Annotated in this window: 5 protein-coding genes; all 5 read right to left on the bottom strand. The window is 58.9% G+C overall.

Annotated elements, in window-relative coordinates; genetic code table 11:
* Positions 1 to 99: 99 nt before the first annotated feature.
* The 5 genes from nifJ to IPP88_23135 all read right to left on the bottom strand — a co-directional run bounded on the left by nifJ (position 100) and on the right by IPP88_23135 (position 12,486).
* A complete protein-coding gene (nifJ, locus tag IPP88_23155) occupies positions 100 to 3,762 on the bottom strand; it encodes a pyruvate:ferredoxin (flavodoxin) oxidoreductase (protein MBL0125435.1) in 3,663 nt (1,220 codons plus the stop codon).
* Positions 3,763 to 3,880: 118 nt separating this feature from the next.
* The gene (locus IPP88_23150) at positions 3,881 to 6,670 is read right to left on the bottom strand and encodes a pyruvate, phosphate dikinase (GenBank protein MBL0125434.1); all 2,790 of its coding nucleotides are present in this window, start codon (positions 6,668 to 6,670) and stop codon (positions 3,881 to 3,883) included.
* Between the two features lie 557 nt (positions 6,671 to 7,227).
* Positions 7,228 to 9,513: a PAS domain S-box protein gene (locus IPP88_23145; protein MBL0125433.1), complete on the bottom strand. Its 2,286-nt coding sequence runs from the start codon at positions 9,511 to 9,513 to the stop codon at positions 7,228 to 7,230.
* Between the two features lie 98 nt (positions 9,514 to 9,611).
* Positions 9,612 to 10,805: an MFS transporter gene (locus IPP88_23140; protein MBL0125432.1), complete on the bottom strand. Its 1,194-nt coding sequence runs from the start codon at positions 10,803 to 10,805 to the stop codon at positions 9,612 to 9,614.
* Between the two features lie 76 nt (positions 10,806 to 10,881).
* Positions 10,882 to 12,486: an NAD(P)-binding protein gene (locus IPP88_23135; GenBank protein ID MBL0125431.1), complete on the bottom strand. Its 1,605-nt coding sequence runs from the start codon at positions 12,484 to 12,486 to the stop codon at positions 10,882 to 10,884.
* Positions 12,487 to 12,509 lie beyond the last annotated feature (23 nt).

The following is a 12,509-nucleotide window of genomic DNA, read 5'->3' as shown; positions in this document are numbered from 1 at the left end:
ACGGTAAAAATTTGACAAAGCGAGCAGTATTGCGACCTGAGCAGCCAGTGCGCCGCTTTTCAGGTGCTCGGCAAAGTCGCACCCGATATTCGATGCCTGCTATTCCTCCTTCGGCGTCTCGGATTCACCGGCACCGGCTGAAGCGAGTTGCTCATAATGGGCATAACGGTCATCCACCCGTTTCTGGATGTCCGCGAGCTTGGACTCGACATTCTTGCTCCGAAGTACTTCGCGAAAGCGCGTCTCGGTCGTGGCGAAAGTCCGGTAGGGAATCGATGGCTTCCGCGAATCCAGCTGCATGGGATTCCTGCCCTTGGCCACCAGGCGCGGATCGTATCGGAACAACGGCCAGTGGCCGGAATCAACCGCCAGTTTCTGCTGATTGATGTTATTGGTCAGGTCAAAGCCCTGCTCACGGCATGGGCTGTAAGCGATGATCAGTGACGGGCCATCGTAGGATTCGGCATCGATGAACGACCTCAGTGTATGTACATCCTTGGCGCCGAACGCAACGCGCGCGACGTAAACATGGCCGTAGGTCATCGCGATCTGCGCCAAATCCTTCTTGCCGGTTGCCTTGCCGTTGGCGGCAAACTTGGCCACGGCGCCGAAGGGCGTTGACTTGGAGGCCTGGCCACCGGTGTTCGAATAAAGCTCGGTATCGAGCACCAGAATGTTCACGTTACGTCCCGATGCAATGACGTGATCCAGACCGGAGAAACCGATGTCATAGGCCCAGCCGTCACCGCCGATGATCCAGACACTGCGTTTCACCAGCGAGTCCGCCACGCTTTCGAGTTCGCGAGCTTGCGGCAATGAGATATTTGCCAGAATACGCCTGAGCGCGATGACGCGTTCCCGCTGCTGATGGATACCTGCTTCGCTGGATTGGTCCGCGCTGAGTATGGCGTCGGACAATGCGTCGCCAATTTTATTTCTGTGGCGCTTGATGAGTTCGCGTGCATATTCGCTTTGTTTGTCGATACTGATACGGAACCCCAAACCGAACTCGGCATTGTCCTCGAACAGGGAATTCGACCATGCCGGGCCGCGCCCTTCTTCCGTGGCGGTCCACGGCGTGGTGGGCAAATTGCCGCCGTATATCGACGAGCAGCCGGTGGCATTGGCCACAACCATCCGATCGCCGAAGAGTTGGGTGGCCAGCTTGATATAGGGCGTCTCGCCGCAGCCCACGCAAGCGCCGGAAAACTCGAACAGCGGCTGCAATAGCATGGCGCCCTTCATGGTATTCAGCTTGACTTTCTCGCGGTCGAATTCAGGCAGCTTGCGGAAGAATTCCCAGTTTTCCTTTTCCTGTTCCTTGAGCGGTGCGACGGGTGCCAGCATCAACGCCTTGCGGCTCGGGTCTTTCTTGTCAACGGCAGGACAACATTCCACGCATAGGTTGCAGCCGGTACAATCTTCCGGCGAAATTTGATACGAGATATGCAGGCCAGCTTCCATCTCCCTGCCCTTGAGCGGAACATGCTTGAACGTGGGCGGTGCGGACGCGGTCAACCCGACGGGGAATGCCTTGGAGCGAATCGCCGCGTGCGGGCAAACAAACGGGCACTTGCCACAGTGAATGCACAACTCCTTGTCCCATACGGGAATTTCGATCGCCAGATTGCGCTTCTCGAATTTGGTCGTACCGTAAGGAAAGGTGCCGTCCATCGGGAACAGGGACACGGGGATGCGGTCGCCGCGGCCGGCGATGATCTCGCCGGTAACGTTGCGCACGAATGCCGGTGAATCACTGGCGACAGGCGGAAACTTTTCGAATGCGCTTGTCGCCGTAGCGGGGATACTCACCTGGTGCAGATTTGCGAGCGCCTCATCGATGGCGCGGTAATTTTTCTCGATGACTTCCTTGCCGGATTTGCCGTAGGTCTTGAGCACGGCTTTCTTGATTGCCTGGATCGCATCCTCGCGCGGAATTACGTTGGAGATCGCAAAAAAACACGTTTGCATCACGGTATTGGTGCGCGCGCCCATGCCGGCTTTGCGCGCCACTGCATAGGCATCGATGGTGAAGAACTTCAGCTTTTTGTCGATAATTTGCTGCTGCATGCGGCGTGGCAGTGTCTGCCAGACCTTGTCCGGAGCAGCCATCGAATTGAGCAGGAACACGGCGCCGTCGGCGGCCACATCGAGCAGGTCGTATCGCTCCAGAAACACCGGCAGATGGCAGGCCACGAAGTCGGCCTGTTGCTCCCCGATGAGATACGACGAGCGGATCGGCTGGCGCCCAAAGCGCAGATGGGAAATAGTCATCGCGCCGGCTTTCTTCGAGTCATACACGAAGTAACCCTGGCAGAACTGGTCCGTTTCCTCGCCGATGATCTTGATCGAGTTCTTGTTGGCCGAAACCGTGCCATCTGAGCCAAGACCATAGAACATGGCGCGCACCACACCCTGCGAGGCGTCCACACCAAATTTCTCATCCCAGACCAGGCTGGTTTGCGACACGTCGTCGTTAATCCCGACCGTAAAGTGATTCTTGGGCACCGGCTTGGCAAGTTCGTCAAACACCGCCTTGATCATGCCGGGCGTGAACTCCTTGGACGACAGGCCATAGCGGCCACCCACGACGCGCGGCAGCGCGGAAAAATGCGAGTTACCCGCGCTAAACGCTTCGGCGATGGCGACCAGCACATCCTTGTAAAGAGGCTCACCGTCCGCACCCGGTTCCTTGTTGCGGTCAAGAACTGCGATCTTCCGCACGGTGGCGGGTATGGCCGCCAGCAGTGCACCCGGATCGAAAGGCCGGAACAGGCGCACCTTTAGTACGCCGAGCTTTTCGCCACGCGCATTCAGATGCTCCACCACCTCTTCGGTCGCGGTGGCCCCCGACCCCATGATCACGATGACGCGCTCGGCATCCGGTGCACCAACGTATTCATACAGGCGATATTGACGGCCGGTGATGGCGGCAAACTTGTCCATCTGCATCTGCATGATGCCCGGCAATGCCGCATAGTACGGATTGATCTTTTCGCGCATCTGGAAAAACACATCCGGGTTCTGCGAGGTACCGCGCACCACCGGACTCTCCGGCGAAAGGGCGCGGGCGCGATGCTCTTGCACCATTTCGTCGGAAATCATTGCCCGCACGGCGTGGTGACCGATCTGTTCGATCTTGGCCACCTCGTGTGAGGTGCGGAAGCCGTCGAAGAAATGCATCACCGGCAGCCGGCTTTCCAGCGTTGCCGCCTGGGCAATCAACGCGAAGTCGTGGGCTTCCTGCACCGAGTTGGAACACAACATGACCCAGCCTGTCGCGCGTGCGGCCATCACATCGGAGTGGTCGCCAAAGATCGATAGCGCATGGGTCGCCACAGTGCGTGCGGCCACATGGAACACCGTTGAGGTCAATTCGCCGGCGATCTTGTACATGTTCGGGATCATCAGCAGCAGGCCTTGTGACGACGTAAATGTCGTCGCCAGCGCGCCGGTCTGCAACGCGCCGTGGACGGCACCCGCTGCGCCGCCTTCGTGTTGCATCTCAATCACACAGGGTACGGTGCCCCATAGATTCTTGACGCCCTGAGCCGACCACTGATCGCAAAACTCGCCCATCGGCGAGGATGGTGTGATCGGGTAGATCGCAATCACCTCGCTGGTGAGGTGGGCGATGTAGGCCGCCGCCTCGTTCCCATCCACCGTCACGATTTCACTACGGCCCTTGCCGATATCGTCCGCACCGTGCGCCAGGGCGCCAGCGTCAGTTGTGGCGGTGATGCCTGTTTCAGTATTCAGCATTTTCAAAAACTCCTTTTATTTCGCCTGCTCACATAACTGCAATGGACGTCGGGACAATCATCGAACTTGTTCAGATCCGATTCGGCCAATTCCGCGGACTGTTCTTGTGAATTCAATCTCAGTCCAAAATACTCCCTTCCAGCAGCTTCGCCTGGGCCGCCGCGAGACGCGCGATAGGCACACGCGGACCGGAACAGGACACGTAGTTGATTTTGATCCGGTGGCAAAAGTGAATCGATGCCGGGTCGCCGCCATGTTCACCGCAAATCCCTATCTTCAGTTCGGGTCGGGTTTGACGTCCACTATCTACCGCCATTTTCATCAACTGCCCTACCCCTTTGATATCCAGCACTTCGAAGGGATTGTCCTGCAGGATGCCGGTCTCGTTGTAGGCTGGAAGGAATTTGTTTTCGGCATCCTCGCGGCTGAAAGAAAAAGTCGCCTGGGTCAGATCGTTGGTGCCGAAAGAAAAGAACTCAGCGTCCTGTGCCATGCGGCCCGCGCGCAGGCAGCCGCGCACCACTTCGAGCATCGAGCCAAACTTGTATTTGACGCTGATCCCGTGAGTAAGCTCCACCACTTTGTGCAGGCGCTGGACCATGCTGTGAATTCGCTTTAGTTCTTCCACGGTGGCGACCTGCGGCACCATGATCTCGGGATAGATTTCTACCCCTTCCCTCGCGCACAGGGCGGCTGCTTCGAGGATTGCCTGAATCTGCATGACATAGATTTCCGGATAGGTGATGCCCAGCCGTACGCCGCGGTGCCCCAACATCGGATTGACTTCAGCCAGTGTGCGCACTTTTTTCAGGATCACTTCCTTGCGCAGGATCACGTCTTCTTCCAGGTGCGATTCCTTGAAAGTGCGCAACCCGCCCATGAGCCTCGTCAGGCCATCAGCGTATTGCTGGTACAGCTTGGGGTTAAGCAGCTTCAGCGTGTCCGGCAATTCCTCCAGCCCTTTGATCGTGTCGCGCAGGTGGTGCAGGTGCGCGATTTCCAGTTCAAGCTGCGCGGCGGTAGGCAGGAATTCGTGCATCGGCGGGTCCAGCAGGCGAATCGTCACCGGCAGCCCCCTCATCGCCTTGAAAATACCCTTGAAATCGGTGCGCTGGATCGGCATCAGCCGATCCAGCGCGGCCTGACGCTCTTCCGCCGTCTCCGCCAGGATCATTTCCTGCATGATGGGCAGGCGATCGGTGCTGTTGAACATGCGTTCAGTGCGGACCAGTCCTATCCCCACCGCGCCGAATTCGCGCGCGCGCGTCGCATCCTCCGGCGTATCGGCGTTTGCCATCACTCGCAGCTCCGCCGTTTCGTCCGCCCAGCCAAGCAGCGTCCCCATTTCCTCCGAAAACTCGGCCTCCACCGTCGGCACTTCGCCAGCGTAAACGTGTCCGGTACCGCCATCAATCGTGATGACGTCCCCCTCATGCAGGGTCGTCTCGCCGATAACGGCACTGCGCGTCTTGTCATTGATCACGATTTGCTCGCAGCCGGAAACACAGGGTTTGCCCATGCCGCGCGCGACCACGGCGGCATGTGAAGTCTTGCCGCCACGACTGGTCAGAATGCCTTGCGCCCTGAAGAAGCCGTGGATGTCTTCCGGTTTGGTTTCCTCGCGCACCAGGATCACTTTTTCGCCAGCGTTACCGCGCGCCTCGGCGGTGTTGGCGTCGAAGACAATTTTGCCGGACGCGGCACCCGGCGACGCGGGAAGGCCTTGCGCCAGCGATTTGCCGTGGAAGTTGGGTGAAAGCTGCGGTACCAGCAACTGTTCGAGCATTGGTGGCTCGATGCGCAGCAATGCACGTTCCTTGGAAATCAATCCTTCATGGAACATTTCAACCGAGCTGCGAACCATGCCTCTCGCGTTCATTTTTCCGTTGCGCGTTTGCAGGCAGTAGAGCGTGCCGCGCTCAATGGTGAATTCAAAATCCTGCACTTCGTGGTAATGCGATTCCAGCCGGTGATGCAGTTCCGTCAGCTGGCGGTAGATCTCAGGCATCTCCTGTTCCATCTCCGCGATCGGCTTGGGTGTGCGAATGCCAGCGACCACGTCTTCGCCCTGGGCATTGGTCAGGTATTCGCCATAGATGACGTTCTCGCCGGTGCCGGGATTGCGGGTGAAACCCACTCCCGTGCCCGAATCGCTGCCCATGTTGCCAAACACCATGGTGCAGACGCTGACCGCGGTGCCATTTGCCAACTCCTTGGTGATCTTGAACTGCTTGCGGTAATCCACCGCGCGCTTGCCCATCCATGAACGAAACACCGCGCCCACCGCGATTTCGAGCTGCTCATACGGATCTTGCGGGAACGGCTTGCCGCTATGCCGCTTGACGATTTCCAGGAACTCGCCTGCAAGTTCCTTCAGTTGCTCGGCGGAAAGGTCCAGGTCAAGCCGCGCGTCGTACTTGCGCTTTAGCGCCACCATCTTCTCGTCGAAATGCGCCTCGTCGATGCCCAGCGCGATCTTGCCGAACAGCTGAATAAAGCGGCGGTAGGCGTCATAGGCAAAGCGCGGATTCGAGGTCTGCTTGATCAAACCCTGCAGGGAAATTTCGTTGAGGCCGAGATTGAGAATGGTATCCATCATTCCGGGCATGGACATGGCCGAACCTGAACGCACGGAAACCAGCAGAGGATTCCCGGCGCTGCCGAAGCCCTTGCCGGTCTTCTTCTCCAGCGCCGCCATGTGGCTCTTGATATCGCCCATCAGGCCATCCGGCAGGCGATTGGTCTCAAGATAAGCAAGACACGCGTCGGTCGTCACGGTAAAGCCTGGGGGCACATTCAAGCCGATCTGCGTCATCTCGCACAGGCCGGCGCCTTTTCCGCCAAGCAGGATCTTGTTCTTGCCGTCACCCTCTTCGAATGCGTAAATGTATTGCCTGGCGCCCATCATTTTGTCCTTCAAGAATGTGAAATTGTTTGGCCGATTGGATTTACGTCAAATCCCGTCGGCATTTGGTGCGCTTGCCATTGATCCAAAGTAACTCGCCCACTCGCCTGCAAGAGCAGGTGCAAACTCAAAAAAGTGCCTGAGTAATCTCTCTGCCCGAGCCGCAGTGCGGCATGTGTATCGTGACGTGAGCAAAAAATTTTAAAACTCAACCGCAACCCCGCCAAAACTGAGTTCGGCACCATCTAAGTTTGCGCGGCATGCGGCACGTTGTTTTGATCGATATCAATCAAAATGCTGGCCGGACCCTTGAATGGGACATGTTCGCCAGGAAGTCGCAACCGGCCACGCGAATGCCTGGCCGCCTGGACAACACCCAATGAAGTCAGGACAGGATTCGCTACAAGTGCGGCGGGAGAGAACCTTCCGCCGGCCATCTTCGGTGTAAAACACTAGCACTGGCGCTGGTTACAGCGGCTTTTTGCCCCAAAAGGCGCGCCAGTACTAGAGTTTTGTTGGCCAGCCCGAAATTTCAGCGGCGCCGGGGTTTTCGCAATGGGTCATTGCCGGACGGGTTGTTCCCCGACCGTCTGCGCGAGGCGCGCAAAAGCGTCGCACAGATCCTCCACCGCGTTGGCTTTGAAGATCAGTTCGCGCACGCCGGCACCCTCGGCCTGCGTGCGTAGCGCCTCATCGATAAAACCGGAGGCAATTGCAATTGGCAGGTCGGCGCGAATCTCGCGCGCGGTGCGCGCCACATCGAGCCCGGACATGCCCGGCATGTTGTAGTCAGTCACGACCAGGTCAAATAAGGCGGGCTTGGCGCGGATCGCATCAAGCGCTTCACGCTGGTCGGTGTAGCCGCTGACGCGGAAGCCGCGGCGCTCCAGCAGGCGCTGGACCAGGAACACCAGCGACTCATCGTCATCGAGGTAGAGGATGTGCGGACCGCCGTTCGCAGTCGCCGCCTCGTCGCCGGTGTGGGCGGGCGCGCTGGCTGCAACGTTTGTATCGTCCCGTGGTGTGCCGGCATCCTCCGTAACGATAGGCAGGTAGAGCGTGAAGATCGAGCCAATGCCCGGCTGACTTTCGACTTCAATCGCACCCTCGTGCGCTTGCACGATGCCATGCACCACCGACAGGCCCAGCCCCGTGCCCTCATCTACCGCCTTGGTCGTGAAGAAGGGTTCAAAGATCCGGCTGAGCGTGGCGGCGTCCATTCCCGGCCCATTGTCGCTGACCATAAGCCGCGCCGTGCGGCCCGGGCGTTTTTCATACAACGCGCGCGACACGGGATGCCGCTCCACCCATGCCGCGTCGAGCTCCACCGTGTCTAGCTGGATGGCGATGCGCCCGTGGCCGCTAGGCATCGCTTGCATGGCGTTGGTGGCCAGATTGATGACGACCTGCTGGATTTGCGTCGCATCGGCCAGCACAGGCGGCACATCGGCATCACAATTAACCTCAAGCGAGAGGCGCGAAGGCAGCGTGGCGCGCAGCAATCGTGCACATTCTTCAACGACCGAGGCAAGCGTCAGCCGCTTGCGCTCGGTCGGCTGACGGCGGCTGAATGAGAGAATCTGCTGCACTAACCCGCGCGCGCGCGATCCCGCTTTACGGATTTCCTCAAGGCTCTCCAGCGCCAACGGATTGGCGCTGACGTCCTGCCGGGCGAGTTCGGTATTGCCCAGTATGGTGGCCAACGCATTGTTGAAGTCGTGCGCGATGCCGCCTGCAAGCGTGCCAATGGCCTCCATCTTCTGCGATTCCCGCAACTGCGCCTCGAGCGATGCGTGGATGGTTTCGGCCCGCTTGCGCTCGGTGATGTCATGGTAGTTCCCCAAAAAGCCCTGGATATCGGGGTCATGCAAGAGATTGACGACCGTAATCGCAATCCACCGGTAGCTAAGGTCCTTGCAACGATACCGACATTCCGTGGTGCCGGTCGCGTCGGGCCCCTTCAGAAGCGCGCGGAAGAAATTCTGTGTGGCGTCCAGGTCGTCCGGATACAGGTTGTCCCACGTGCTGACACCAACAACTTCATCCGGTTTCCAGCCAAACCATTTCTCAATGTTGGGACTTTGATATTTGATGATTCCCTCGCGGTCGATAATGACAATTACATCACCGATATTCGCGAACATTTTTCCCTGCCTCGCTTCAACCCTCCGCAGTGCCTCCTCGGCCCGTCTTCGAGCGGTCAAGTCCCTGACGATGTAGATCGCGTGCCATTCTCCCTCTACGTTTGCATTGGAGATTGAATACTCGGTGACGATCTCTTTACCGTCCTTGCGCAGTCCCGCGAGGTCGGCAGGACTGCTGCGAACCGACCGCTGGCCGTCGGCGCTGAATTGGCTGAACATATTTTCAAAATCGGGACGCAGTCGTTCCGGGACAATCAATTCGGATAATTTCTTCCCCTGAGCTTCCTGCTCGCTATAACCGAAAATCGTTTGCGCGGCCTGGTTCCAGACCGTAATCTTTCCCAATCGATCCAAAACGATGATGGCGTCATTCGCGGTTGCGCTGATAATGCGCAGGCTTTCGGCAGCCCTACGGTGGCTGGCAAATACGTCCCGCATCATGGGCATCGCCGCCACAATCAACAGCGAGAATCCCAATCCCATCCAGCCATTTGCAATGGAGTAGGTGGCGGCATCCACGCCGCCATGCTCGGAGAGGTAGCTCAGCAGGCTGCGGAAACCTTGCAGCAGCAAAGCGCCGCTGAGAAGAATCCAGCCCAGAATCCAGCCTGACAGGCGAATTTGGGAAAAAGCGAGTCCGATTCCCATCAACAGCAGAATCAGCGACAACGACTGCATGGACATCAGGGACTGAATGGACATCGGGCTTTACATTGTATCGAGCCGCCCATAGGGAAGCTTTACATTTGTTTATGCCGTGATCGTACAGTAGTTCTGACTTCCGTGTCGTTGTTCCGCGCTCACGCACTCGCCGCCGCACGACGTTGCATCAGCAGCCATCCCATCGCCAGTGCCGCGATGAGCAGGAACGGCATTGCCACATAGTTGAGTATCAGCCAACCATTCGCCTTGAGCAGCAAACCCGATGAAAATGACGAGGTCGCGGTGGTGCAAAACACCAGCAGGTCATGCAAGCCTTGCGCCTTGGCCTTTTCGGAGGGGTGATAGCACTCGGTGAGGAGCGCGGATCCACCGACAAACATGAAGTTCCAGCCCAGGCCCAACAACACCAGCGACCACCAGAAGTGTGCGACGCTCACACCGGAAAGCGAAACACTCAGGCACACGCACATCAGCACGACACCGGTGAGCATCATTTTCAGCACGCCAAAGCGACGTATCAATGCGCCGGTAAAAAATGATGGCGCGAACATCGCCACCACGTGCGCGGAGATCACATTGGCCGCGTCGTTATAGGGGTGACCGCACAAGCCCATCGCGAGTGGCGTTGCGGTCATCAACAAATTCATCACGCCGTAGCCAAATGCGCTGGAGATTACGGCGACTGCAAACACGGGTTGTGATGCAATCTCACCCAGTCGCCGGGCCGGCACGCTGCTCGCGCTCGCTTTGGTTTCGGTGATCCGCAATTGGCTGAGTAGCAGCGCGGTAAGAAGGCAAAACACCATGAGCGACGCATACGACGCCAGAAATTCGGTCTCCGCGAGATGCCGCGTCCATTTTGACAAGGCCGGACCGACGATACCCCCGACCAAACCGCCCGCGACGACGAGCGAAATGGCGTTTGCCTTGAAGTCAGGCGGCGCCAAATCGGCGGCCGCGAATCGGTAGAACTGGCCAAAGGCACCGTAAATGCCAAGGATAAAGGTGCCGAAACAGAGCAGTGCCATGCTGTGCGAGTAAACACCGAAAGTCGCTATCGCGCCACCCATCAACCCACAGAGTGTACCGACCAGAAAGCCCGCGCGGCGCCCAATACGCTGCATCAAATGCGATGCCGGCATGGCAAAGAGCGCGGAACCAATGACCTGCGTAGTCACGGGAAGCGTGGCGAATGATTTGTCGTCCGCCAACTGATAGCCCACCAGGCCGTTTAACGCGATCAGGGTGACATTGTTGGTGAACAGCAGCGCCTGGGCCGCGCTCAGGAGGGCAATGTTGCGGTTTTGGTGAGGCGCAGTGCTCAATGCCATGTTCCTTTCAATGAGCCTCACCGCCGTCTCAATCGACTGTCGTTACCTCACGCAACGAGCGGGCGACACCATGGTTCTAGATGGTTTCGGCCACCATTTTTATCGCGCCGCATGGGCACTCTGCTTCGCACATTCCGCACCCCTTGCAGTAATCATAGTTGAACTCGAAGCGCTTGCCCGGCCCGAGTTTAATAACCGCGTTGTCGGGGCAGACGCCGTAGCAGTTGTCGCACTCGAAGCAGTTGCCGCAGGACAGGCAGCGGCGCGCTTCGAACAGGGCGTTGGACTCGTCAAGCCCACCCTGCACTTCGTCAAACGTGCTCTGCCGGCGGATGATATCCAGCGTCGGCCGCACGGTCTTGGGCGCGTCGGTGTAGTACCAGGGATTGAGTTTTTCGAAGGCTGCCAGCTCGTGCTTGATGGCTGCCTTGTGCTCTTCCCCGCGCAGCCAGGCATCGATGTTGCGCGCCGCCTTTTTTCCGTGGCCGATGGCCACGGTCACGTTGCGCTCGGCGGGGACCATGTCACCGCCCGCGAAGATACCGGGATGGCCGGTCATCATGTTGGCGCCAACCTTGACCACGCCGCCGGCGAGTTCCAGGCCCGGCACTTTGTCGAGAAGCGACAGGTCGACTTCCTGGCCAAGCGCGAGCACGAGGGAGTCGGCTTCCAGTTCCTCGATCTCGCCGGTGGGCTGGGGCTGGCCGTTCGCATCCAGTTCCATCTTTTCGATCAGGGTCTTGCCGCCGTCGGTGTGCTTGATGGTGGAGAGCCATTTCATCATCACGCCTTCCTCGATCGCCTCTTCGACCTCGAAGTCGTGCGCCGGCATTTTGTCGCGCGTACGGCGATAGACAATGATGGGTTCGGCACCGAGGCGCTTGGCGGTGCGGGCCACGTCGATGGCCGTATTGCCGCCTCCATAGACGATCACGCGGCGGCCGAGCATGGGCTTGTCTTCGCCTTCCATCGAACGCAGCACCGCCACCGCATCCATCACGTGCGAGGCGTCGCCCGATGGAATGAATGCGCGTTTGGCGATGTGGGCGCCGACCGCAAGGAATGCGGCGTCAAACCCGCCTTCCTTCATGCTCGCCATGATGTCGTCCACCTTGGTGTTGAGCACAAGCCGAACGCCAAGGTCGGTGATGCGTTGCATCTCGGCGTCCAGCACCTCCCGCGGCAGGCGATATTTGGGAATGCCGAAGCGCATCATGCCGCCGACCTTGGGCCCGGCCTCGAAAACGGTGACCTTGTGCCCGAGGCGTCGCAAGTGATAGGCAGCGGACATGCCTGACGGGCCTGCGCCGACCACCAGAACATGCTTGCCGGTGTCCCGCGCCGGGGCATCGAACTTCCAGCCCTTCTTCAGCGCTTCGTCCCCCAGAAATCGCTCGACCGAGTTGATGCCCACGGGCAAATCAATTTTGCCGCGATTGCAGGCGCCTTCGCAGGTGTGGTAGCAGGCACGGCCCATGATGGCGGGGAAGGGATTGTCCCGGATCAGGTGCCGCCAGGCGCTCTCATAGTCGCCTGACTCGGCGTGGAACAGCCAGCCCTGAATGTCCTCACCCGCCGGACACTGGTTGTTGCACGGCGGCAGGCGGTCGAGGTAGACCGGTTTGTGCGTGCGCCAGGACCCCGTCTTGTTCGCAAGCGACGAGCCGACGTCCAGCGTGATGGCAAAGGGTTTTGTTCATGTCA

The organism is Betaproteobacteria bacterium, assembly GCA_016720925.1.
GTDB lineage: Bacteria > Pseudomonadota > Gammaproteobacteria > Burkholderiales > Usitatibacteraceae > UKL13-2.
This window is presented reverse-complemented; position numbering and strand designations above follow the sequence as displayed.

What these genes read in the sequence shown, in the direction of transcription:
- nifJ (MBL0125435.1), bottom strand. Translation starts at nt 3,762, where the DNA reads ATGCTGAATACTGAAACAGGCATCACCGCCACAACTGACGCTGGCGCC.
- IPP88_23150 (MBL0125434.1), bottom strand. Translation starts at nt 6,670, where the DNA reads ATGATGGGCGCCAGGCAATACATTTACGCATTCGAAGAGGGTGACGGC.
- IPP88_23145 (MBL0125433.1), bottom strand. Translation starts at nt 9,513, where the DNA reads ATGTCCATTCAGTCCCTGATGTCCATGCAGTCGTTGTCGCTGATTCTG.
- IPP88_23140 (MBL0125432.1), bottom strand. Translation starts at nt 10,805, where the DNA reads ATGGCATTGAGCACTGCGCCTCACCAAAACCGCAACATTGCCCTCCTG.